Source organism: Fulvimonas soli (genome assembly GCF_003148905.1).
Classification (GTDB): domain Bacteria; phylum Pseudomonadota; class Gammaproteobacteria; order Xanthomonadales; family Rhodanobacteraceae; genus Fulvimonas; species Fulvimonas soli.
In genome coordinates this window covers 227648-249658 of record NZ_QGHC01000004.1, presented here as the reverse complement: position 1 = coordinate 249658, position 22011 = coordinate 227648, and the positions used below count along the sequence as shown (strand labels likewise).

Here is a 22011-nt window from a genome sequence, read left to right as displayed (position 1 = left end):
ACATGCGCGGCGTGGCAATGCCACGCCCGGTGCCTCATCCCTTGGCGGGTTTCTGTTTCTTCGCCACACGCTTGGCCGCCATCGACCGCGCCCGCTTCAACGCCTTGGGATAGGTGTTCAAGTAATCCACAAACAGCGCCTTGGGATAATGCGCGGATGGAGGCATGGAGGGCTGCACAGCCCGCAGGGTCTCACACTTCTGCCGCACCGTGCCGGGGTCGATGTAGTGCCAGCGCAGGATGGAACCGCGTGCGCTGTGGCCGGTGATTTCGGCGATGCGCGCGTCGATGATGCCCGCCCGGTCGGCCAGCGTGGCGAAGGTATGCCGGAAGCAGTAATAGACCAGTTTGGGATCCGTCAGGCCACACACCTTGCGCAGGTAGGTGCGATTGAACCAATCGCCCAGGGCGTCCACGGGATCGGCGGACAGTGATGGAAACAGTGGCGCTTCTGGGCCAAGCGCTTGTTCCACCAAACGCCGGTATTCGGTGATACCGACGCGCAGCAACTCAATGTGGAGTGGCACGAACCGCCGGGAGTTGGCGTTCTTGACCTTCCAGTGAAACTGAAAGCCGTAAGCGCCATCAACCTGCACCAGGTCACTCACCCGCAGCAAAGCCACCTCAGCCACGCGCGCGCCAGTGAACAAAGCCACCAGCGGGCACCACCACTGAGCCGGCGTGGTGCAGTGTTCGGCACGGCGGTCGGGATCGAAGATGATGGCCAGTTCTTCGGGGGTGAACGCACGACGATCGCGGGTTTCCTCTTGCTCTCGGCTGAGGAAATGAAGCGATGCCGCCGGGTTGCGCTTGATGTCTTCGCGCTCAATCGCCCAGTTGAAGAAGGCCCGCAGGCGATCCAGATGTTTCTCCCGTGTCCGAAACGCAATCGGTTCGATGCCTTCGCGTTTGGCCTTGGCGATGACTTCTTGCGGGGACAAATCCCGCAACACACGATCTTTGCTGGCATTGGGTGGCAGGTTCGCCAAGGCATCCATGAGGATGTCCATGTCAGGCGCGGCCACCTCGGCCAGCGGTTTGTCACCGACCAAGCCCAACAGCAAGCGCAACGTGTAGGCCGTGTCCAGCACGTTGCCGGCGGAGACCTTCCTTGCCTTGAACTGGGTGAGGAACAAATCGATGCGTTCGGACAGCAGCGGTTTAGATGATTCCGGTGCTGGGGGCGGTGGTGCAACCGCGTAACTTTGGGCAGCGCGATTGGCGCGTAGATCGGCCAGCATGTGGCGCAGTTCGCGGGCTTCGTGTTCGCTGCCGTCTGTCTTGAAGTGGTAACCCTCAGGCGTGGTCACTTCCAGACGCCGAAGGCTGCGCAGGTAGTCGTCCAGCTCATCCTTGCTTTTCGTGAACGACACGCCCGCCCCCTGTTTCGCTGCACTGAACCACTGGCCCAGAGCATAGCCGAGGCGAGCGGCTTCCAGCCTTGCACTGTCGGCATCGAAGCCGGCCAGGCTGCGCACCAGGTAGCGCCCCAGGCCCAGGGAGGCCCGCCAACGGGCGGGCACGTAGAAACGGACGTAGAACCCCGACGGGCGGCGCAACAGGAGCGGCTTGGGCACTTTTGATACCTTTTTTGATACCTGTCTGGAACCAAAAAAGGGGTCGATTTGCCATCGACCAAAAGCACCAAAATCATCGACAGAACAGCAGGTTAGTGCTATTCTGTCGATGGAACGTGGTGGAGGTGGGCGGAGTCGAACCGCCGTCCGAAGGCGCTTGACGCCCGGTACTACATGCTTAGCCCGCCGTTCGATCTCGTCCCCGGCAGCACGACGTGCGAAGCGCACCGGAAGACCAGCCTGCTTGATTTGACCCGGCGCCGGCAGGCGGCAACGACAGGCGATCCCGTGATGATGACCCTACATCCACGAGCACGGGCACAAGTGGGTTCGGGGCTAGGCCTTAGGCGGCCAGAGCGTAGACGTCGTCGTTGGCGTCTGTTTTTTTGCCGCTGGATTTACGAGGAAAGCTGCCCCCTCGGCATGCACCAAGCCATCTCACTACCCCCGTCGAAGCCATGACACCCCCGGGGAAAAGAGCTGGTCAGTCGGTGGAGTATATGGGGCCGGCCGGCCGGGCTTCAATGCTCAGGCGGCGCGGTTGTGCGAGCGCAGGGCGCGCTGCTTCTCGCGCTGCCAGTCGCGCTCCTTCTCGCTCTCGCGCTTGTCGTGGGCCTGCTTGCCACGCGCCAGGCCGATCTCGACCTTGACCTTGTTGCCCTTCCAGTACATCGCAACCGGCACCAGCGTGTAGCCCTTGCGCTCGATCGCGCCGATCAGCTGGTCGATCTCCTCGCGGTGCAGCAGCAGCTTGCGCGTGCGGCGGTCCTCGGCGACCACGTGGGTGGAGGCGCTGATCAGCGGCGGGATGGAGGCGCCGAACAGGTAGATCTCGCCCTTGCTGACGATCGCGTAGCTGTCGCCGAAGTTGATCCGCCCGGCGCGCAGCGCCTTGACCTCCCAGCCCTGCAGCTCGATGCCCGCCTCGAAGCGGCGGTCGATGTGGAACTCGTGGCGCGCGCGCTTGTTGAGCGCGATGGTGCCGCCGCCCTGCTTGTCCTTGTCCTTCGCTTTTGCCATGTCCGCTAAACTTCGGGCCTTGGCCCGGCGCAGGCACGGCCGCCGCGGGCCGCCGCCTGGATGAATGGAAAACCCGCGTGATCGAAATTCGCCGCAGTGCGTTGGTGCGCTACACGCCGGCGCAGATGTTCGAGCTGGTCAACGATGTCGAAGCATACCCAAAGCGCTTCGGCTGGTGTGCCGCCGCGCAGGTGCTGGAGCGTCACGGCGATGTGCTGGTGGCGCGGCTGGATCTCAAGTTCGCCGGCCTGCGGCAGAGCTTCACCACCCGCAACGCCGCCGAGCCGCCGCAGCGCCTGCGCATGAGCCTGGTGGAGGGGCCGTTCCGCCACCTGGAAGGGCTGTGGGAGTTCCTGCCGCTGGGCGCGCATGGCTGCAAGATCGTGTTCTCGCTCGATTTCGAGTACACCGGGCTGGCGGCCGGGGCGCTGCGGCTGGGGTTCCAGGGGCTGGCCAGCCGCATGGTGGAGGATTTCGGCAAGGCCGCCGAGCGCGTCTATGGCTGAGCCGCTGATCCGGGTCGAGGTGGTGCTGGCCCTGCCGGGGGAGCAGCACGTGCGCCGGCTGGAAGTGCCCGGGGGAACCACCGCCGGGCAGGCCGTGGCGCTCGCCGGCTGGGCCGGCGATCCGGCCGGGGCGCCGCCACTGGGCATCTTCGCCAGGCGGGTGGCGGCCGACCACGTGCTGCGCGACGGCGATCGCGTGGAGATCTACCGGCCGCTGCTGCGCGACCCGAAGGAAGCGCGCCGGCAGCGCGCCTCCCGCTGAGCGCCGCTTCAGGGCTTGCCGTCCCCGCTGTCGCCGCCGGAGTCGTTGCCGGAGGTGCTCTTGTCGCCCTTGGTCTCGTCCACCGGGTAGTTGGCGCGGTACTTCTGGCTGACCTTGAGCAGCTGCTCCGGGTCCTGCGCGAAGAAGTCGCCCTCGGTGCGCACCAGGGTGTCGTTGTTGAAGGTGAGGCTGAAGGTGCGGATCTGGATCGGGCCGCCGCGATGCTGCTGGGTGGAGACGTAGTCCCAGCGGTCCTGGTCGAACGGCGTGGCGACCGAGGGCGAGCCCAGCAGCACCAGCACCTGGCGCTTGGTCATGCCCGGCTTGAGCTGGTCCACGGCCTTCTTGTCCATCAGATTGCCCTGGTGCACGTCGGGAACATAGACCAGGTGGCAGCCGGCCAGCGCGAAGGCCAGCGTGGCGGAACCCAGCGTGCGGATCAGCTTTTGCATGCGTGTTGGCGTCCGGATCGTGAAGGTGTCGGATGATACACTAAGCGCTTGGCAGCGCCGTCGTGCGGGGAGTGAGCTCATGGAACAGGAAACCCAAGAACTGCGCCGGGCCGGCCTCAAGGTCACCCATCCGCGCATGCGCATCCTGCAGATCTTCGAGGAGGTTCGCCACCTCACCGCCGAGGACGTCTACAAGCGCCTGCTCGCGAGCCAGGAGGACATCGGGCTGGCCACCGTGTACCGCGTGCTGACCCAGTTCGAGGCGGCCGGCATCCTGGTCAAGCACAACTTCGAGGGCGGCCAGGCCGTATACGAACTCGATCGGGGCAAGCACCACGACCACATGATCGATGTGGACAGCGGAAAGGTGATCGAGTTCGTCAGCGAGGAGATCGAGCGCCTGCAGCAGGAGATCGCCGCGCGCCACGGCTACGTGATCGAGGACCACAGCCTGGTGCTCTACGTGCGGCCCAAGCGCAAGTAGCCGGCCGCGCGGGCGGGGCGCTCCGCCAGCGGCGCGGGATCGGGCCCGGAAAGAAAAAAGCCGCGGGAGGACTCCTGTCCACCCACGGCTGACCCGGTTGCCACGACGCTTCGGCTGGGCGAATTGCTCGCTGCCCCTTGCGTCGAGGGCCGGTGGAACGGCTTCCTGCCGTCCTTCAGGTCCACCGTCCCCACGGCGGACCTGGCTCATCACCTTGCGGTGATGGCTCCCCCACATCGATGGGAGGATGCTAACGGGGCTTTCACAGGGGTGGTATTGGAAAAATTCCTATGCCAGCCGGCCGATATCCGTACTGGCATTGCTGCTGCGCAGCAGGATGCGCAGGTGCACGCCCTGGCGGTCGGGGCGCAGCCGGAACAGCCCGCCCAGCGAGGTGACCCGGTCGCGCATGCCCTGCAGGCCGCGGCCGCCGCGGGGCAGGCGGTCGGGCAGGCCCACGCCGTCGTCGCGGATGTCCAGCAATGCCAGCGCCGTGCCGTGGCGCTCGCCGATGCGCAGGCGCAGGCGGAACTCGCTGGCCTGGGCGTGCTTGACCGCGTTGGTGGCGCTTTCCTGCACCAGGCGGTAGATCGCGGTGCGGGTGTCCTCGTCGAGCAGGCGCGGGTCGCCGTGCAGCTCGGTGACGTAGTCGATGCCGGCGGTGTTGAGCAGGTCGCGGATCGGGCCCTCGTCCAGCGCGCGCAGCAGGCCGAACTCGTCGAGCACCGCGGGCCGCAGGTCGTCCAGCAGGCGGTGCAGGGCGCGGCGCATGTGGCCGAGGATGGTGTTGATCGAGATGCTGATGTCCTCCAGGCCGGCCTCGCGCAGGCGCGACTGCGCCAGCTTCACGTGCGTCTGGATCGCGGTGATGTTCTGCCCCAGCTCGTCGTGCAGCTCGGCGGCCATGTGCCGGCGCTGGCTTTCCTCCGCCTGCAGGTTGCCGCGGGCGGCCTGGCGCAGCTGCCGAGCCAGCTGGTCCAGGCGGCGGTTCACCGCGCCCAGGTAGGCGTTCTGCTCGGCCACGCGCTCGCTGCTGCGGCGCAGGGCGTCGCTGGCCGAGCCGAGCATCAGCGCGCCGGTGCCGGCGACGGCGAGGAACAGGTAGCCGGCCGCGCCGGGCGGCTGGCCGCCGCCATGCCGGTCGGCCAGCGCCATCGCCACGCTGGAGACCAGCATCGACAGGCAGGCGCCGCGCCAGCCGTGGCGGAAGGCGAAGAACAGCACCGGCGCCAGCGACAGCACCCGCGCGAACTGCGGCTGCGGGTCGGCGTGGCGCGACAGCATCAACAGCATGGCGATGGCCGGCAGCATCACCAGCATGCCGTCCATCACCAGCGCGGCCAGGGTCTTCCGGCCCGGGCGCGCGCGCAGCAGCATGACCAGCAGCGGCGTCACCAGGAGGATGCCCAGGTAGTCGCCCAGCATCTCCTGGCCGAGCATCTGCAGCATCGCGCTGGAGGCGGTGGCGTTGTGGATCAGCGAGAGCACCGTGGCGTCGACGGCGGTGCTGGCGGCCACCACCAGCACGGCCGAGAGCAGCAGCCGGATGGCGTCCTCGGGGTCGCGCAGGCTGGCGTGCAGGTTGGCGCGGCGCAGGATGCCCAGGCCGAGGGCGACCACCAGCGGGGTCGGCAGGTCGCCGGCGAAGAACTCCATCCAGCCCAGCGGCATGCCCGCGTGCATGTCGATGATCGCGGTGGCCGCCAGCTCCAGCCCCAGCAGCCAGGGCCAGTGCCGCACCGGGGTGAGCAGCAGGGCGCCGAAGCGCAGGCCGTACGGCAGCGCCCAGTACGGCTGCTCGGTCGGCTGCAGCGCGGCCCACAGCAGCACGTAGACGGCGCCCAGCAGGGGGCCGGAGTCGGGCAGGGCGAGACTTTTCGATTGCATGCGGGGATGTTACATGTGCGATGCTCGCCGCAACGATGGCGGCACGGGGCTGCAGGGTTTGCGCATGTACAGCATCGTTCTCGTCGATGACCACGCGATCGTCCGCGAGGGCTTCAAGCGCCTGATCGAGATGGAGCCGGACCTGGAGGTGATCGCCGAGTGCCGCTGCGCGGACGACGCGGTTGAGGTGATCAACCAGCACCGCCCGGACCTGGTGGCGCTGGACCTGTCCCTGCCGGACGGCAGTGGCCTGCCGCTGATCGAGCACCTGCGCAGCGTCTCGCCCTCCACCCGCATCGTGGTGCTGAGCATGCACGACGGCGAACCCTACGTCTCCGAGGCGCTGCGCCGCGGCGCCAGCGGCTACGTGACCAAGGGCGTGGCGCCGGAGGAACTGGTGGCCGGCCTGCGCGCGGTGATGGTGGGCGGGAACTACCTGAGCTCGGACCTGCGCCAGCGCCGCGCCGAGCGGCCCAGCGAGGCGCTGGACCCGGTCAGCCGGCTCACCGCGCGCGAGCGCGAGGTGTTCCTGCTGCTGGCGGCCGGGCGGGCGCCCAAGCAGGTGGCGGCCGAGCTCGGCGTGGGCCAGAAGACCATCTACATCCACCGCGCCAGCCTGATGAGCAAGCTCGGCGCCGGCTCGGAGCTGGACCTGTACCGCATGGCCACCGAGCGCGGCCTGCTGCCGCACGGTCACGGCTGACGCCGCGGCTCAGCCGGTCTGGGCGCGCTCCAGCATCTGCTTGGCGTGCGCCTTCGTCTCGCGGGTGATCTCCACGCCGCCGAGCATGCGCGCCAGCTCGTCGCGGCGCCCCTCCGCGGACAGCGTCTCGATGCAGGTGCGGGTGACCCCGTCCTCGCTGCGCTTGCTCACCTTCAGGTGTGCGTGCCCCTGCGCGGCGACCTGCGGCAGGTGGGTCACGCAGAGCACCTGGCGCTGGGCGCCCAGCGCGCGCAGTTTCTGGCCGACCACCTCGGCCACGGCGCCGCCGATGCCGCTGTCGACCTCGTCGAAGACCATGGTGCCCACGCTGTCCTTGCCCAGCGCGGCCACCTCGATGGCCAGGCTGATGCGCGCCAGCTCGCCGCCGGAGGCCACCTTGCGCAGCGGCCGCGGCGGCTGGCCGGGGTTGGCGCTGACCAGCAGCTCGCAGCGCTCGCGGCCCTGGGCGTCGGGCTCGTCGTCCCCGGCGGGCTCGAGCTCGACCAGCAGCCGGCCGCCGGGCATGCCGAGCTCGCCCATCAGCGCGCCGACCTCCGCGCCCAGCCGCTGCGCGGCGGCCCGGCGCGAGGCGCCGAGCGCCGCGGCGGCCTGGTCGTACTCGCGCCGCAGGCGGTCGCGCTCGGCTTGCAGGCCGGCGAGGGTGGCGCCGGCGCCTTCCAGTTCCTCCAGCTCGGCGCGCAGGGCGGCCAGCCTGTCGGTCAGCTCGGCGGCGGGCAGGCGGTGGCGGCGGGCCAGCTCGTGCAGGCGGGCGAGATGGGCGTCGACCTCGGCGTAGCGCTCGGGGTCCAGGTCGACGTCCTGCGCGTAGCGCTGCAGACCGTCGCTGGCCTCGCCGAGCTGGATCGCCGCGCTGTCGAGCAGCTCGACCATCCCGTTGAGGCGCTCGTCGAGCGCGGCCAGCCTGGCCAGCTCGGCCTGCGCGCGGCCCAGCGCGCGGCGCAGGGCGAAGTCGCCGTCGCCGTCGATCAGCTCGGCCACGCCGGCGACGCCCTCGGCGAGCCGGCCGGCGTTGGCCAGCCGCTTGTGGCTGGCCTCCAGCTCGGCCAGCGCGGCGGGCGGCAGCGCCCATTGCTCCAGTTCGGCCAGCTCGTGGCGCAGCAGCTCCAGCCGCTGCTCGCGGTCCTCGCCGCCGCCGAGCTTGCGGATGCGCGCGCCCAGCTCGCGCCACTGCGCCGCCAGCGCGCGCACCTGCCCGGCGAGCGCCTCGTGGCCGGCGTAGGCGTCCAGCAGGGCCAGCTGGTGGGCGCGCGAGAGCAGGGCCTGGTGCTCGTGCTGACCATGGATCTCCACCAGCAGCGAGGCCAGCTCGCCGAGCTGGCTGGCGTTGGCGGGCCGGCCGTTGATCCAGGCGCGCGAGCTGCCCTCGGCGCGGATCACCCGGCGCAGCTGGCAGGCGCCGTCCTCGTCCAGCGCCTCGCGCTCCAGCCAGGCGCGCGCCTCGGGCAGCCCGGCGAGGTCGAACTCGGCGGCCAGCTCGGCGCGGTCGCAGCCCTCGCGCACCATGCCGCTGTCGGCGCGGGCGCCGGCCAGCAGCAGCAGCGCGTCCACCAGCAGCGACTTGCCGGCGCCGGTCTCGCCGCTCACCACGGTCATGCCCGGCCCGAAGGCGACCTCGGCTTCCTCGACGACGGCGAAATGGCGAACGTAGAGCGACGTGAGCATGTCCGGAGCGCGTGTGGGATCGGCCGATTGTAAGGGCAGGGCCGGCCGGCGCGGCAGGGCCCCGCGGTTGTTGCAAAGCGCCGCGGCAGACCTTATTTCTTTGTCGTCCCACGGATTGCCACAGCGCATGCCCCATCTCGACGGCCACAACCTCGACGCCCGCGCCCGACGCCTGCTGCGCACGCTGATCTCGCAGTACCTGGCCGACGGCGAGCCGGTGGGCTCGCGCACGCTGTCGCGCTCCTCCGGCCTGGACGTGAGCCCGGCCACGATCCGCAACATCATGGCCGACCTCGAGGAGGCCGGCCTGGTCGCCTCGCCGCACACCTCGGCCGGCCGCGTGCCGACGCCGCGCGGGCTGCGCCTGTTCGTCGACAGCCTGATCGAGCTGCAGCCGCTGCCGCGCGAGGAGATGGCCCGGCTCAAGCGCGAGCTGCCGCCGGGCCCGACCACCGTGCGCGACCTGCTCGGCAACGCCTCGGCGCTGCTGTCGGCGGTGACCCGCTTCGCCGGCGTGGTGACGGTGCCGCGGCAGGCCGACTTCCCGCTGCGCCACATCGACTTCGTGCCGCTGCCGGAGTCGCGCGTGCTGGTGATCCTGGTGTTCTCCGACAGCCAGGTGCAGAACCGCGTCGTGCAGCTGGCGCGGCCGCCCGACGCGCGCGGGCTGGAGCAGGCGGCCAACTACATCAACGCCCACTTCGTCGGCCTGCGCGTGGACGACATCCGCGCCCACCTGCTGCGCGAGCTGCGCGAGGCGGGCAGCGAGCTCAACCGCATGCTGGCCAGCGCGATGGAGCTGGCGGCGGCCTCGTTCGCCCCGCGGGGGCAGGGCGAGGACGTGCTGGTGAGCGGCCAGACCAACCTGATGGGCTACGCCGAGCTGGCCGACCTGGAGCGCCTGCGCGAGCTGTTCGATGCGTTCCAGAAGAAGAACGAGCTGCTGCAGCTGATGGAGGTCTGCGCGCGGGCGCCCGGCGTGCGGCTGTTCATCGGCGAGGAGTCCGGCTTCGCCGCGCTGGACGGCTGCAGCGTGGTGACCGCCAGCTACGGCGCGCAGGGTCGCCTGCTCGGCGCGGTCGGGGTGATCGGGCCGACCCGGATGGCCTACGAGCGGGTGATCCCGGTGGTGCAGGCCACCGCCGGCCTGCTCAGCGATGCCTTGAATCGCGCCGCGACGGCCCAATAACGCCCGCGGGAGGCGGGATTTCCCCCGCATGGCTTTTTTCGTCGGGCGGCCTGGCGGCCGGCCGGCCCGTTTGCTTGTTGGAGTGGATGCATGCAGAACAACGAACCGCAATCGCCCGGTGCGGCAGCGCAGGGACAGCCGGAGCAGCAGCCGGACGGGTCCGGCGAGCTGGAGCGCCTGAAGGCCCGCGTGGCCGAGCTGGAGGCGAGCAACGCCGAGCTGCGCGAGACCGTGCTGCGCGAGAAGGCCGAGCTGGAGAACCAGCGCCGCCGCCTGCACCGCGACCTGGAGCAGGCCCGCCGCTTCGCCAACGAGAAGCTGCTGAACGACCTGCTGCCGGTGTACGACGGCCTGGAGATGGGCCTGCAGAGCGAGGGCGGCGACGCCGCCGCGGTGCGCGAGGGCCTGGCGCTCACCCTGAAGTCGCTGCTCAAGGTGGGCGAGAGCAACGGCCTGGTGCAGATCGACCCGCTGGGCCAGCCGCTCGATCCGGAGCGGCACCACGCGGTGAGCATGGTCGAGGCGCCGGGGCAGGCGCCGGGCACGGTCGTCAGCGTGCTGCAGAAGGGCTACGTGCTGAACGAGCGCCTGCTGCGGCCGGCGCTGGTGGCGGTGGCCAAGGACTGAAGACGCACGACGCAACGCACGCGGGGCCGCGCCGGCATTGAATCGCCGGGCCAGGACCCCATCTGGAAGCCAGTCGCGGCCGCGGGGCCGCATAAGAGATTTCGGAGCACTCACATGGGCAAGATCATCGGCATCGACCTGGGCACGACGAACTCCTGCGTGTCCGTGATGGACGGCAGCACGACCAAGGTCATCGAGAACTCGGAGGGCGACCGCACCACGCCCTCGATCGTCGCGTTCACCAAGGACGGCGAGGTCCTGGTCGGCGCCCCGGCCAAGCGTCAGGCCGTGACCAACCCCAAGAACACCTTCTACGCGGTGAAGCGCCTGATCGGCCGCAAGTTCACCGACGCCGAGGTGCAGAAGGACATCCACATCGTGCCGTACAAGATCGTGCAGCACGACAACGGCGACGCCTGGGTGGAGACCAGCGACGGCAAGAAGATGGCCCCGCCGGAGATCTCCGCCAAGGTGCTGATGAAGATGAAGAAGACCGCCGAGGACTACCTCGGCGAGCCGGTCACCGAGGCCGTCATCACGGTGCCCGCCTACTTCAACGACAGCCAGCGCCAGGCCACCAAGGACGCCGGCCGCATCGCCGGCCTGGAGGTCAAGCGCATCATCAACGAGCCGACCGCGGCCGCGCTGGCCTACGGCCTGGACAAGAAGGGCGGCGACCGCAAGATCGCGGTGTACGACCTGGGCGGCGGCACCTTCGACGTGTCGATCATCGAGATCGCCGAGGTCGACGGCGAGAAGCAGTTCGAGGTGCTGGCCACCAACGGCGACACCTTCCTCGGCGGCGAGGACTTCGACCTGCGCGTGATCGACTACCTGGTCGAGGAGTTCCAGAAGGACTCGGGGCTAGACCTGCGCAAGGACCCGCTGGCCCTGCAGCGCCTCAAGGACGCGGCCGAGCGCGCCAAGATCGAGCTGTCCTCCAGCCACCAGACCGAGGTGAACCTGCCGTACATCACGGCCGACGCCTCCGGCCCGAAGCACCTCAACATCAAGCTCACCCGCGCCAAGCTGGAGGCGCTGGTGGAGGACCTGATCAAGCGCACCATCGACCCGTGCCGCACCGCGCTCAACGACGCCGGCCTGCGCGTGTCGGACATCGACGAGGTGATCCTGGTCGGCGGCCAGACCCGCATGCCCAAGGTGCAGGAGGCGGTGAAGGACTTCTTCGGCAAGGAGCCGCGCAAGGACGTCAACCCGGACGAGGCCGTGGCCGTGGGCGCGGCGATCCAGGGCGGCGTGCTGGGCGGCTCGGTGAAGGACGTGCTGCTGCTCGACGTGACCCCGCTGTCGCTGGGCATCGAGACCATGGGCGGCGTGATGACCAAGCTGATCGAGAAGAACACCACGGTGCCGACCAAGGCCTCGCAGATCTTCTCCACCGCCGACGACAACCAGACCGCGGTGACCGTGCACGTGCTGCAGGGCGAGCGCGAGCGCGCCAGCGCCAACAAGTCGCTGGGCAAGTTCGACCTCGCCGGCATCGAGCCGGCGCCGCGCGGCATGCCGCAGATCGAGGTGACCTTCGACATCGACGCCAACGGCATCCTGCACGTGTCGGCCAAGGACAAGAAGACCGGCAAGGAGCAGCGCATCGAGATCAAGGCCGGTTCCGGCCTGTCCGACGAGGAGATCCAGCGCATGGTGGCCGACGCCGAGGCGCACCGCGAGGAGGACCGCAAGTTCCACGAGCTGGTCAACGTCCGCAACAAGGCCGACCAGCTGGTGCACGCCACCCGCAGCGCGCTGAAGGAGCACGGCGGCAAGGTCGGTGCGCAGATCGGCGGCATCGAGGAGGCGCTGGCCGAGCTGGAGAAGGTCAAGGACGGCGACGACAAGGCGGCGATCGAGGCCAAGATCGGCAAGCTCGAGCAGGCCGCGCAGGCGCTCTACGCCGCGGCGCAGGGCGGGCCGCAGGCCGCCGAGGCCGGCGCGCAGCCGGGCGGCTCGGCGCAGGCCGACGACGTGGTCGATGCGGAGTTCACCGAGGTCAAGGACGACAAGAAGTAAGATACGGCGATCGGCGCTGTCGATCCGATCTGCAGCCCGCGCCTCGGCATGTCCCCTGGCGCGGGCTGTTTCATGAAGGGGGCATGGATCGGCAGCGGTTCGTGCGAGGGGTCCGTATCCGGATGCAGTGATGAGCAAGCGTGACTACTACGAAGTCCTCGGCGTCGAGCGCACGGTCACCGAGGCCGAACTGAAGAAGTCCTTCCGCCGGCTGGCGATGAAGTACCACCCGGACCGTTGTCCCGACGATCCGCACGCGCAGGAGAAGTTCAAGGAGGCCAAGGAGGCCTACGAGGTGCTTTCCGACCCGCAGAAGCGGGCGCTGTACGACCAGCACGGCCATGCCGCCTTCGAGCACGGCATGGGCGGCCACGGCGGGGCCGGCTTTGCCGACGTGGGCGACATCTTCGGGGACATCTTCGGCGACATCTTCGGCATGGGCGGCGGCCGCGGCCGGCCGCGGCGCGGCGCCGACCTGCGCTACATCCTGGAGCTGGACCTGGAGGAGGCGGTGTTCGGGGTCGAGCGCAAGATCGAGATCCCCACCCAGGTCAACTGCCACCACTGCAACGGCACCGGCTCGGCCGACGGCCGGACGGTCACCTGCCGCACCTGCCACGGCCACGGCCGCGTGCGCATGCAGAACGGCATCTTCTCGATCCAGCAGGCCTGCCCGCACTGCGGCGGCGCCGGCCAGGTGATCGAGAAGCCGTGCAAGGCCTGCCACGGCGAGGGCCGGCTGGAGGACACCCGCACGCTGTCGGTGAAGATCCCCGCCGGCGTGGACAACGGCGACCGCATCCGCCTGGCCGGGCAGGGCGAGGCCGGCCCGGCGGGCGCCGAGGCGGGCGACCTCTACGTGGAGGTGCGTGTGCGCGAGCACGCGATCTTCCAGCGCGACGGCAACGACCTCTATTGCGAGGTGCCGATCCGCTTCTCGCAGGCCGCGCTGGGCGCGGAGCTCGCCGTGCCGACGCTGGACGGCGAGGTGGCGGTCAGCATCCCGCCCGAGACCCAGACCGGGCAGCAGTTCCGCCTGCGCGGCCGCGGCGTGAAGTCGGTGCGCAGCGGCCGCGTCGGCGACCTGATCTGCCGCGTGGTGGTGGAGACGCCGGTGCGGCTGACCCGCCAGCAGCGCGAGCTGCTGGAACAGCTGGAGGCGACCTTCGCCGAGGGCGAGGCGGAGCGGCACATGCCGCGCGCCAAGAACTGGGTCGACGGCGTCAAGCAGTTCTGGTCGCGGGTCACGTCCTGATCGATCGCGGCCGGAGGCCGCTCCCGCATGAGCCTCGCAAGCCTTGTGGGAGCGGCCTCCGGCCGCGATGTCCGGATCCTCCCGCCACTCTTGCCACGCCGCGCCGCCGTGAACCGGCGTCCACGCTTTCGCCCTTCCTTGCCCGCTCGCGCACGGCTCCCGGCGCAGGGCGCGCGGAAATCGTGAACGGGCTGCGGGCGCCGCCTAGGTGAACGGCGCCGGGTGCTGGCATCATCGGCGCTTTCGTCCCCCGTTGGAGCATCGTCCATGAGCCGTCCCGTCCGCGTTGCCGTCAATGGCGCCACCGGCCGCATGGGGCGGCTGCTGGTCGAGCTGCTGCGGCGCGACCGCCGCTTCGAGCTGGCCGCCGCGCTGACCGCGCCGGATGCGCCGGAGATGGGCGCGCCGGTCGCCCCCGGCAGCACCGTGCGCTACTCGCACGACTGGTCGCAGGCCGGCGCGCTGGACGTGGCGATCGACTTCAGCAGCCCGGCCGGGCTCGCCGAGGCGCTCGCGCACTGCGAGGCGCGCGGGGTGGCGCTGGTGGTCGGCACCACCGGGCTGGACGCCGCCATGCTGCGGCGCCTGGAGGCGGCCGGCCGCGCCATCCCCCTGTTGCGCTCGGCCAACTTCAGCCTCGGCGTGGCGGTGCTGGCCCGCCTGTTGCGCGAGGCCGCCGCGGTGCTGCGCGACTGGGACCTGGAGATCGTCGAGGCGCACCACGGCCGCAAGGTGGACGCGCCTTCCGGCACGGCCCTGCTGCTCGGCGAGGCCGCCGCCGCGGCACGCGGCACCACGCTGGCGCGCGCGGGCGTGTACGCGCGGGAGGGGCAGACCGGCCCGCGCGAGCCCGGCGCCATCGGCTTCGCGGTGGTGCGCGGCGGCGACGTGGTGGGCGAGCACACCGCGCTGCTGCTGGGGCAGGGCGAGCGCGTCGAGCTGGGCCACCGCGCGACCGACCGCTCGATCTTCGCGCGCGGCGCGATCGAGGCGGCGCACTGGCTCGCCGGCAAGTCCGCCGGGGCCTACGCGCTGGATGCCATGCTGGCGGAGCGGATCGCCGGCGGCTGAGTCTTCGCGGCCGTCCCGGCGCGGCCGGTCCGGCTTGCCGCTGCGCGGCGGTTGCCGCTAGCATGGCGCGCCGTTGTCATCGGGGAGTAGCCATCCTCGCTCCCGGGAAGCGCCGCTTCCATCCGCGAGGAATCCGCGTCAACAGACTTGGGGTTTCGCCCCATGGCGCGGATGGCCGGTCGCACTGCCCGGCGGTGCGCAGCGGTCCGGCGAGACCTTTGGCCACGACGTGCTCACCCGGCCGGGCGGGCGGCGTCGTTGCGCCATCGGTTTCGCGCCCGCCCGGTCATGGATACCGCGATGCTTTCCGTCGTCCTGCTGTTCCTGCTTTCTGCGGGCGCGATCTACTTCGCCTGCGAGTACTTCGTCAACGGCATCGAATGGCTGGGCCGAAAGTTCGAGCTGGGCGCCACCGCGGTGGGCACGGTGCTGGCGGCGTTCGGCACCGCGCTGCCGGAGAGCGCGGTGACCTTCGTCGCGGTGGTGCTCGGCAAGACGGGCCGGCAGCGCGACATCGGCGTGGGCGCCGCGCTGGGCGGCCCGCTGGTGCTGGCCACCATCGCCTACGCGGTGGTCGGGCTGGCGCTGTGGCAGGTGCGCCGCCGGCAGCGGCGCGACGACTGCCGGCTCGCGGTCGACCACCGGCGCCTGGCGCGCGACCAGTTCTGGTTCCTGGCGATCTTCGTGGCCAAGTGCGCGCTCGGCCTGGTGGCGTTCGCGCTCAAGCCGTGGCTGGGCGTGCTGTTCCTGGCGGCCTACGCGCTGTACGTCTGGCGCGAGCTGCGCGACAGCGACACCGCCCCCGAGGAGGAGGAGCTCGAACCGCTGAAGCTGCAGCCGCGCGCGGCCGACCCGCGGCTCTCGCTGGTGCTGCTGCAGGCCGCGCTGGCGCTGGGCGTGATCGCGCTGGCCTCGCACGTCTTCGTGGCGCAGCTGGAGGCCATCGGCCATGCGCTGCGCCTGTCGCCGCACCTGGTCGCGCTGCTGCTGAGCCCGGTGGCCACCGAGCTGCCGGAGACGGTCAACGCGCTGATCTGGGTGCGCCAGGGCAAGGAGCGCCTGGCGCTGGCGAACATCTCCGGCGCGATGATGATCCAGGCCACCATCCCCAGCGCGCTCGGCCTGTTCGCCACGCCCTGGCTGTTCGACGCGCCGCTGGTCGCGGCCGGCGCGGTCACCACGCTGGCGATCGTCTTCCTCTGGCGGCTGTTCCGGCGCGGCGGGGTGGACGCGCGCCGGCTGGTGCCGGTGGGCCTGCTGTACGTCGCCTTCGCGGCGTTCGTGGCCTGGCACTTCGCGCGCTGAGCGCCGCGCTCAGTCCCGGTGCGAGGCGTTGCGGTCGCGGCCGGCGCCGAGCCGGGTGTCCAGCTTGCCGAAGAGCTTCTTGAAGGCGCGCGAGAAGTTGCCGCGCTTGGTCTTGCGCAGCTTCTCCTCCTCGCTGGTGAGCCAGGCCACCTGGATCACCCGGCGCTCGCCCTCGTAGGGCAGGTGGCCGTGGAAGGAGTTGTCGCAGCGCTTGAACACGGCGAACTCGCCGTACAGCGGCTTGAGCTCGGGGGCGACCAGCGCGTCGATGTCGTCGATCCGGCTCAGGAAGCGCAGGCAGCCGTCGCTGGTGTCGGGCCACTGCGTGTTGAGGTAGAGCAGGGCGGTGGCCACCTTCGAGCGGCTGTCGGTGTGGATGGTGCCGTGGCGCTTGTTGAGGAAGCGGCACAGGGTGACCAGGGTCGGGTACCGGCCGAGGTTGTCGATGCCCAGGCGCCGGCCGATCGCGTCGGCGAAGGCCGGCGTGGTGAGCTGCTCGACCAGCGCGTTCACCGAGGGGCCGCAGTCGGCCGGATCGTAGGGGAAGAAGCCGGCGCTGCTGTAGCGCGGGAAGTCCTGCTCCAGGGCGGCACGCGCCTCGTCCGGCAGCTGGCCGTGCGCCACCAGGAACGGGAACGGCTCCAGCCGGACCTCGGTGTCCGCACGGTCGAGGCGGGCGGGGTCGAGCAGGGCGGCGTTGTTCATGGGCTGGCGGTTCACGGCTGACGGCTGGCTGCGCGAGTCTAACCCGGCGACGTGCGTTTGGAACGCTGAATGCAGCGCCTCGTTTACCTCGCATCGGTGGACAGGAAGCCCCCCGCGCGCCTATCATTTCGTCCCGCCCAAGACTTTTCCTCGACCCAAGGTCCACAAGCCTGCCAAGCGCGGCTTGCGGACCTTGCTGCACCCAAAGGCGGCCTCCATGCCCATTCCCGCTCTGCTTGCCCTCGAAGACGGCAGCGTGTTCCACGGCTACGCCGTGGGCGCGGCCGGCGAAACCGTCGGCGAGGTGGTCTTCAACACGGCGATGACGGGCTACCAGGAGATCCTCACCGATCCTTCCTACGCCCGTCAGATCGTCACCCTGACCTATCCGCACATCGGCAACACCGGCGTCAACGCCGAGGACGCCGAGTCCGACCGCGTGCATGCGGCCGGCCTGATCGTGCGCGACGTACCGCGCCGGCCCAGCAACTGGCGCAGCACGGAAAGCCTGCCCGATTACCTCGGACGCCACGGCATCGTGGCGATCGCCGGCATCGACACGCGCCGGTTGACCCGCATCCTGCGCGACAAGGGCGCGCAGAACGGCTGCATCGCCGTCGGCGAGGGGATCGACGCCGAGGCCGCGCTGGCCAAGGCGCGCGCCTTCCCCGGCCTGAACGGCATGGACCTGGCCAGGGAGGTCAGCGTCGCCGCGCCGTACCCCTGGAACGAGGGCGTCTACGACCTCGACCGCACCGCCTTCCGCCAGCCGGCCAGGCGCTTCAAGGTGGTGGCCTACGACTACGGCGTGAAGCGCAACATCCTGCGCCTGCTCGCCGAGCAGGGCTGCGAGATCACCGTGGTGCCCGCGCAGACGCCCGCCGCCGACGTGCTGGCGATGCGGCCGGACGGCGTGTTCCTCTCCAACGGCCCCGGCGACCCGGCGGCCTGCGGCTACGCGGTCGAGGCCGCGCGCGCCTTCCTGGACGCCAAGGTGCCGCTGTTCGGCATCTGCCTGGGCCACCAGATCATGGGCCTGGCGCTGGGCGCCAGGACGCTGAAGATGAAGTTCGGCCACCACGGCGCCAACCACCCGGTGAAGGACCTGGACGACGGCCGCGTGCTGATCACCAGCCAGAACCACGGCTTCGCGGTGGACCCGGCCACGCTGCCGGCCAACGCGCGGGTGACCCACACCTCGCTGTTCGACGGCTCGCTGCAGGGCTTCGCGCTGACCGACCGCCCGGCGTTCTGCTTCCAGGGCCATCCGGAGGCCAGCCCGGGGCCGCACGACATCGGCTACCTGTTCGACCGTTTCGCCGCCCTGATGCAGGAGGCCCGCACGCATGGCTAAGCGCACCGACATCAAGAGCGTCCTGATCATCGGCGCCGGCCCCATCGTGATCGGCCAGGCCTGCGAGTTCGACTACTCCGGCGCGCAGGCCTGCAAGGCGCTGCGCGAGGAGGGCTACCGCGTCATCCTGGTCAACTCCAACCCGGCCACCATCATGACCGACCCGGAGATGGCCGACGCGGTCTACATCGAGCCGATCAACTGGCCGACGGTGGAGCGCATCATCGCCAAGGAGCGCCCGGACGCGCTGCTGCCCACCATGGGCGGCCAGACCGGCCTCAACTGCGCGCTGGACCTGGCCGACCACGGCGTGCTGGACAAGTACGGCGTGGAGCTGATCGGCGCCTCGCGCGAGGCGATCCGCATGGCCGAGGACCGCGAGCTGTTCCGCGTGGCGATGGGCGAGATCGGCCTGGAGTGCCCCAAGGCCGAGGTGGCCAGGAGCTTCGAGCAGGCGCTGGAGATCCAGGCCAAGGTGGGCTTCCCCACCATCATCCGCCCCAGCTTCACCCTGGGCGGCTCCGGCGGCGGCATCGCCTACAACGTCGAGGAGTTCGAGGAGATCGTCAAGCGCGGCCTGGAGCTTTCGCCGGTGCACGAGGTGCTGGTGGAGGAGTCGGTGCTGGGCTGGAAGGAATTCGAGATGGAGGTGGTCCGCGACAGGGCGGACAACTGCATCATCGTCTGCTCGATCGAGAACCTCGACCCGATGGGCGTGCACACCGGCGACTCGATCACCGTGGCGCCGGCGCAGACGCTCACCGACAAGGAATACCAGCGCCTGCGCGACGCCTCCATCGCGGTGCTGCGCAAGATCGGCGTGGACACCGGCGGCTCCAACGTGCAGTTCGGCGTCAACGCCGAGACCGGCCGCGTGGTGGTGATCGAGATGAACCCGCGCGTGTCGCGCTCCTCGGCGCTGGCCTCCAAGGCCACCGGCTTCCCGATCGCCAAGGTGGCGGCCAAGCTCGCCGTCGGCTACACGCTGGACGAGCTGAAGAACGACATCACCGGCGGCCTGACCCCGGCCTCGTTCGAGCCGGCCATCGACTACGTGGTCACCAAGATCCCGCGCTTCGCCTTCGAGAAGTTCCCGCAGGCCGACGCGCGCCTCACCACCCAGATGAAGTCGGTGGGCGAGGTGATGGCGATCGGCCGCAGCTTCCACGAGTCGCTGCAGAAGGCGCTGCGCGGCCTGGAGATCGGCAAGACCGGGCTCAACCCGACCGGGCTGGACCTGTCCACCGACGAGGGCCTGGCCACGCTCAAGCGCGAGCTGCGCGAGCCGCGGCCGGACCGCGTGTTCCACCTGGCCGACGCCTTCCGCGCCGGGCTGTCGCTGGAGGAGGTCTACGGCCTGAGCCGCGTCGACCCTTGGTTCCTCGCCGCGTTCGAGGACATCGTGCTGGCCGAGCAGGAAGTGCAGGCGCGGGGCCTCACCGCGCTCGACGCCGCGCGCCTGCGCGAGCTCAAGCGCCTGGGCTTCTCCGACGCGCGCCTGGCCGAGCTGGTGGGCACCGACGAGGCGGCGATCCGCCACCTGCGCCACACCCTGGGCGTGCGCCCGGTGTACAAGCGGGTGGACTCCTGCGCCGCCGAGTTCGCCACCACCACCGCCTACATGTACTCCACCTACGAGGAGGAGTGCGAGGCGAACCCCAGCGGCCGCGAGAAGATCATCGTGCTCGGCGGCGGCCCCAACCGCATCGGCCAGGGCATCGAGTTCGACTACTGCTGCGTGCACGCCGCGCTGGCGCTGCGCGAGGACGGGTTCGAGACCATCATGGTCAACTGCAACCCGGAGACGGTCTCCACCGACTACGACACCTCCGACCGCCTGTACTTCGAGCCGCTGACGCTGGAGGACGTGCTGGAGATCGTCGCGCTGGAGCAGCCCAGGGGCGTGATCGTGCAGTACGGCGGGCAGACCCCGCTGAAGCTGGCGCGCGCGCTGGAGGCGGCCGGTGCGCCGATCATCGGCACCACGCCGGACTCGATCGACCTGGCCGAGGACCGCGAGCGCTTCCAGCGGATGATCGAGAAGATCGGCCTGAAGCAGCCGCCCAACCGCACCGCGCGCAACGCCGACGAGGCGCTGGCGCTGGCGCGCGAGATCGGCTACCCGCTGGTGGTGCGCCCGAGCTACGTGCTGGGCGGCCGCGCGATGGAGATCGTCTACGGCGACGCCGACCTGGCGCGCTACATCCGCGAGGCGGTGCAGGTCTCCAACGACTCGCCGGTGCTGCTGGACCGCTTCCTCGATCACGCGGTCGAGGTGGACGTGGACGTCGTCGCCGACGCCGAGGGCGAGGTGCTGGTCGGCGGCATCATGGAGCACATCGAGGAGGCCGGCGTGCACTCGGGCGACTCGTCCTGCTCGCTGCCGCCGTACTCGCTGTCGCCGGCGGTGCAGGACGAGCTGCGCCGCCAGGTCGCGCTGATGGCCAAGGAGCTCGGGGTGGTCGGCCTGATGAACACCCAGTTCGCCATCCAGGGCGAGACGGTGTACATCCTGGAGGTGAACCCGCGCGCCTCGCGCACGGTGCCGTTCGTCTCCAAGGCCACCGGCGTGCCGCTGGCCAAGATCGCCGCGCGCGCGATGGCCGGCCGCTCGCTGCAGGCGCAGGGCGCCACCCGCGAGGTGATCCCGTCCTACTACTCGGTGAAGGAGGCGATCTTCCCGTTCCTGAAGTTCCAGAACGTGGACCCGATCCTCGGCCCCGAGATGCGCTCCACCGGCGAGGTGATGGGCTTAGGGCCCAGCTTCGGCGCCGCCTTCGCGCGCGGCCACGACGCGGCGGGCATCAAGACGCCGCCGAAGGGCAAGGTGTTCGTGTCGGTGCGCGACGCCGACAAGGAGCGCCTGCTGCCGGTGGCGAAGGAGGTGCTGGCGCGCGGCTTCAGCCTGGTCGCCACCGAGGGCACCGCGCGCTACCTGGGCGAGCACGGCGTGGCCTGCGAGCGCATCAACAAGGTGATCGAGGGCCGGCCGCACATCGTCGACCTGATCAAGAACGGCGAGATCGTCTACATCGTCAACACCACCGAGGGCAAGCAGGCGATCGCCGACTCGTTCTCGATCCGGCGCGAGGCGCTGCAGCATCGCGTCACCTATTCCACCACCGTCGCAGGCGCGCGCGCGCTCGTGCATTCGCTGGATTTCCACGGCGCGGGCGAGGTGCACAGCCTGCAGGAACTGCACAAGGAGTTGAGCGCATGAGTCGCGCCCCCATCACCAAGGCCGGTTCGGAGCGCCTGCGCGCCGAGCTGGAACGCCTCAAGTCGGTCGAGCGGCCGCGCATCATCGCGGCGATCGCCGAGGCGCGCGCGCACGGCGACCTGAAGGAGAACGCCGAGTACCACGCCGCGCGCGAGCAGCAGAGCTTCATCGAGGGCCGCATCGCCGAGCTGGAGGCCGCGCTGTCCACCGCCGAGGTGATCGACGTGTCGCGCCTATCCGCCGGCAGCAAGGTGGTGTTCGGCGCCACCGTGGACCTGGAGGACGAGGACACCGGCGAGGCGGTGACCTACCAGATCGTGGGCGACCTGGAGGCCGACATCAAGAAGCGGCTGATCGCGGTGTCCTCGCCGATCGCGCGCGCGCTGATCGGCAGGAGCGAGGGCGACAGCTTCGAGTTCAGGGCGCCCAATGGCGTCAAGCGCTACGAGATCACGGGCGTGCGCTACGAGTAGGGGTAGGGCGCGGCAATTGCGGGAGCCGGCGGCTTCTCGCGCCGAGCAGGTCCATCGCGGCCACAAGGTCGCGGCAAGCCTGTGGGAGCGGCCTCCGGCCGCGATGCCTTCCCATCCCATCGGGCCAAGGCGCTCCCCTGCCGAAGGAAAACGCCGGACAACAAAAAGGGCCGCTCGCGCGGCCCTTTCCGTTTCGCTCGTCGCGGCTGAG

The 22011-nt window shown here is 70.3% G+C and carries 19 protein-coding genes, 1 other RNA gene and 1 riboswitch; of the genes, 13 read left to right on the top strand and 7 right to left on the bottom strand.

Features of this window, described 5'->3' with window-relative positions:
• Positions 1-34 precede the first annotated feature (34 nt).
• The 3 genes from C7456_RS06745 to smpB all read right to left on the bottom strand — a co-directional run bounded on the left by C7456_RS06745 (position 35) and on the right by smpB (position 2596).
• The gene (locus C7456_RS06745; RefSeq protein ID WP_109722975.1) at positions 35-1576 is read right to left on the bottom strand and encodes a site-specific integrase; all 1542 of its coding nucleotides are present in this window, start codon (positions 1574-1576) and stop codon (positions 35-37) included.
• Between the two features lie 117 nt (positions 1577-1693).
• Positions 1694-2045: a transfer-messenger RNA gene (ssrA, locus tag C7456_RS06740) on the bottom strand.
• Positions 2046-2104: 59 nt separating this feature from the next.
• A complete protein-coding gene (gene smpB / locus C7456_RS06735) occupies positions 2105-2596 on the bottom strand; it encodes an SsrA-binding protein SmpB (protein WP_109722974.1) in 492 nt (163 codons plus the stop codon).
• Between the two features lie 77 nt (positions 2597-2673).
• On the opposite strand from smpB, the gene C7456_RS06730 reads away from it, so the two are divergent.
• Both C7456_RS06730 and C7456_RS06725 read left to right on the top strand, forming a co-directional pair.
• Positions 2674-3102, top strand: a complete 429-nt coding sequence (locus tag C7456_RS06730) for a type II toxin-antitoxin system RatA family toxin (protein ID WP_109722973.1) — start codon at positions 2674-2676, stop codon at positions 3100-3102.
• The gene (locus C7456_RS06725) at positions 3095-3364 is read left to right on the top strand and encodes an RnfH family protein (protein ID WP_109722972.1); all 270 of its coding nucleotides are present in this window, start codon (positions 3095-3097) and stop codon (positions 3362-3364) included. Before C7456_RS06730 ends, C7456_RS06725 begins: the two co-directional genes overlap by 8 nt.
• Positions 3365-3372: 8 nt before the next feature.
• Here C7456_RS06725 and C7456_RS06720 read toward each other — a convergent pair whose 3' ends face one another.
• Positions 3373-3816, bottom strand: a complete 444-nt coding sequence (locus C7456_RS06720) for an outer membrane protein assembly factor BamE (RefSeq protein ID WP_109722971.1) — start codon at positions 3814-3816, stop codon at positions 3373-3375.
• Positions 3817-3895: 79 nt separating this feature from the next.
• Here C7456_RS06720 and fur point away from each other — a divergent pair, with 79 nt between their 5' ends.
• Positions 3896-4300, top strand: coding sequence for a ferric iron uptake transcriptional regulator (fur, locus tag C7456_RS06715; protein WP_109722970.1), 405 nt, complete (start codon positions 3896-3898; stop codon positions 4298-4300).
• A 288-nt stretch (positions 4301-4588) separates the two neighbouring features.
• Here fur and C7456_RS06710 read toward each other — a convergent pair whose 3' ends face one another.
• Positions 4589-6187, bottom strand: a complete 1599-nt coding sequence (locus C7456_RS06710; protein WP_109722969.1) for an MASE1 domain-containing sensor histidine kinase — start codon at positions 6185-6187, stop codon at positions 4589-4591.
• 64 nt (positions 6188-6251) lie between these two features.
• Here C7456_RS06710 and C7456_RS06705 point away from each other — a divergent pair, with 64 nt between their 5' ends.
• On the top strand, positions 6252-6890 hold the full coding sequence (locus tag C7456_RS06705) for a response regulator (RefSeq protein WP_109722968.1): 639 nt from the start codon (positions 6252-6254) through the stop codon (positions 6888-6890).
• A gap of 9 nt (positions 6891-6899) precedes the next feature.
• Here C7456_RS06705 and recN read toward each other — a convergent pair whose 3' ends face one another.
• Positions 6900-8573: a DNA repair protein RecN gene (recN, locus tag C7456_RS06700; protein ID WP_109722967.1), complete on the bottom strand. Its 1674-nt coding sequence runs from the start codon at positions 8571-8573 to the stop codon at positions 6900-6902.
• 127 nt (positions 8574-8700) lie between these two features.
• Between recN and hrcA the strand changes: the two genes are divergently transcribed.
• The 6 genes from hrcA to C7456_RS06670 all read left to right on the top strand — a co-directional run bounded on the left by hrcA (position 8701) and on the right by C7456_RS06670 (position 16048).
• The gene (gene hrcA / locus C7456_RS06695) at positions 8701-9762 is read left to right on the top strand and encodes a heat-inducible transcriptional repressor HrcA (protein WP_109722966.1); all 1062 of its coding nucleotides are present in this window, start codon (positions 8701-8703) and stop codon (positions 9760-9762) included.
• Positions 9763-9852: 90 nt separating this feature from the next.
• Entirely contained in the window at positions 9853-10389 is a 537-nt protein-coding gene (grpE, locus tag C7456_RS06690) for a nucleotide exchange factor GrpE (protein ID WP_109722965.1), read from the top strand.
• Between the two features lie 114 nt (positions 10390-10503).
• The gene (gene dnaK / locus C7456_RS06685; RefSeq protein WP_109722964.1) at positions 10504-12417 is read left to right on the top strand and encodes a molecular chaperone DnaK; all 1914 of its coding nucleotides are present in this window, start codon (positions 10504-10506) and stop codon (positions 12415-12417) included.
• A 130-nt stretch (positions 12418-12547) separates the two neighbouring features.
• Positions 12548-13672 carry a molecular chaperone DnaJ gene (dnaJ, locus tag C7456_RS06680; RefSeq protein WP_109722963.1) on the top strand — a complete coding sequence of 375 codons (1125 nt, stop codon included), beginning with the start codon at positions 12548-12550 and terminating at the stop codon, positions 13670-13672.
• Between the two features lie 267 nt (positions 13673-13939).
• On the top strand, positions 13940-14743 hold the full coding sequence (dapB, locus tag C7456_RS06675) for a 4-hydroxy-tetrahydrodipicolinate reductase (protein WP_109722962.1): 804 nt from the start codon (positions 13940-13942) through the stop codon (positions 14741-14743).
• A 69-nt stretch (positions 14744-14812) separates the two neighbouring features.
• Positions 14813-14986: riboswitch (yybP-ykoY riboswitch) on the top strand.
• A 57-nt stretch (positions 14987-15043) separates the two neighbouring features.
• Positions 15044-16048 (top strand): sodium:calcium antiporter, encoded by a 1005-nt coding sequence (locus C7456_RS06670; RefSeq protein WP_109723093.1) that lies wholly within the window; start codon positions 15044-15046, stop codon positions 16046-16048.
• Between the two features lie 9 nt (positions 16049-16057).
• On the opposite strand, the gene C7456_RS06665 is transcribed toward C7456_RS06670, so the two are convergent.
• Entirely contained in the window at positions 16058-16753 is a 696-nt protein-coding gene (locus C7456_RS06665; RefSeq protein ID WP_109722961.1) for a 2OG-Fe(II) oxygenase, read from the bottom strand.
• Positions 16754-16970: 217 nt separating this feature from the next.
• Here C7456_RS06665 and carA point away from each other — a divergent pair, with 217 nt between their 5' ends.
• From carA to greA, 3 genes are read left to right on the top strand one after another with little or no spacing between them, the layout of a single operon-like run.
• On the top strand, positions 16971-18107 hold the full coding sequence (gene carA, locus C7456_RS06660; protein WP_109722960.1) for a glutamine-hydrolyzing carbamoyl-phosphate synthase small subunit: 1137 nt from the start codon (positions 16971-16973) through the stop codon (positions 18105-18107).
• Positions 18100-21327 carry a carbamoyl-phosphate synthase large subunit gene (gene carB, locus C7456_RS06655; protein WP_109722959.1) on the top strand — a complete coding sequence of 1076 codons (3228 nt, stop codon included), beginning with the start codon at positions 18100-18102 and terminating at the stop codon, positions 21325-21327. The genes carA and carB overlap by 8 nt, the downstream gene beginning before the upstream one ends.
• A complete protein-coding gene (greA, locus tag C7456_RS06650) occupies positions 21324-21800 on the top strand; it encodes a transcription elongation factor GreA (protein ID WP_109722958.1) in 477 nt (158 codons plus the stop codon). The genes carB and greA overlap by 4 nt, the downstream gene beginning before the upstream one ends.
• The last annotated feature ends 211 nt before the right edge of the window (positions 21801-22011 follow it).

Bases quoted from the DNA above. Each gene is read 5' to 3' on its own strand.
- smpB (WP_109722974.1), bottom strand. From the start codon at position 2,596: ATGGCAAAAGCGAAGGACAAGGACAAGCAGGGCGGCGGCACCATCGCG.
- C7456_RS06725 (WP_109722972.1), top strand. From the start codon at position 3,095: ATGGCTGAGCCGCTGATCCGGGTCGAGGTGGTGCTGGCCCTGCCGGGG.
- C7456_RS06720 (WP_109722971.1), bottom strand. From the start codon at position 3,816: ATGCAAAAGCTGATCCGCACGCTGGGTTCCGCCACGCTGGCCTTCGCG.
- fur (WP_109722970.1), top strand. From the start codon at position 3,896: ATGGAACAGGAAACCCAAGAACTGCGCCGGGCCGGCCTCAAGGTCACC.
- C7456_RS06710 (WP_109722969.1), bottom strand. From the start codon at position 6,187: ATGCAATCGAAAAGTCTCGCCCTGCCCGACTCCGGCCCCCTGCTGGGC.
- C7456_RS06705 (WP_109722968.1), top strand. From the start codon at position 6,252: ATGTACAGCATCGTTCTCGTCGATGACCACGCGATCGTCCGCGAGGGC.
- recN (WP_109722967.1), bottom strand. From the start codon at position 8,573: ATGCTCACGTCGCTCTACGTTCGCCATTTCGCCGTCGTCGAGGAAGCC.
- hrcA (WP_109722966.1), top strand. From the start codon at position 8,701: ATGCCCCATCTCGACGGCCACAACCTCGACGCCCGCGCCCGACGCCTG.
- grpE (WP_109722965.1), top strand. From the start codon at position 9,853: ATGCAGAACAACGAACCGCAATCGCCCGGTGCGGCAGCGCAGGGACAG.
- dnaK (WP_109722964.1), top strand. From the start codon at position 10,504: ATGGGCAAGATCATCGGCATCGACCTGGGCACGACGAACTCCTGCGTG.
- dnaJ (WP_109722963.1), top strand. From the start codon at position 12,548: ATGAGCAAGCGTGACTACTACGAAGTCCTCGGCGTCGAGCGCACGGTC.
- dapB (WP_109722962.1), top strand. From the start codon at position 13,940: ATGAGCCGTCCCGTCCGCGTTGCCGTCAATGGCGCCACCGGCCGCATG.
- C7456_RS06670 (WP_109723093.1), top strand. From the start codon at position 15,044: ATGCTTTCCGTCGTCCTGCTGTTCCTGCTTTCTGCGGGCGCGATCTAC.
- C7456_RS06665 (WP_109722961.1), bottom strand. From the start codon at position 16,753: ATGAACAACGCCGCCCTGCTCGACCCCGCCCGCCTCGACCGTGCGGAC.
- carA (WP_109722960.1), top strand. From the start codon at position 16,971: ATGCCCATTCCCGCTCTGCTTGCCCTCGAAGACGGCAGCGTGTTCCAC.
- carB (WP_109722959.1), top strand. From the start codon at position 18,100: ATGGCTAAGCGCACCGACATCAAGAGCGTCCTGATCATCGGCGCCGGC.
- greA (WP_109722958.1), top strand. From the start codon at position 21,324: ATGAGTCGCGCCCCCATCACCAAGGCCGGTTCGGAGCGCCTGCGCGCC.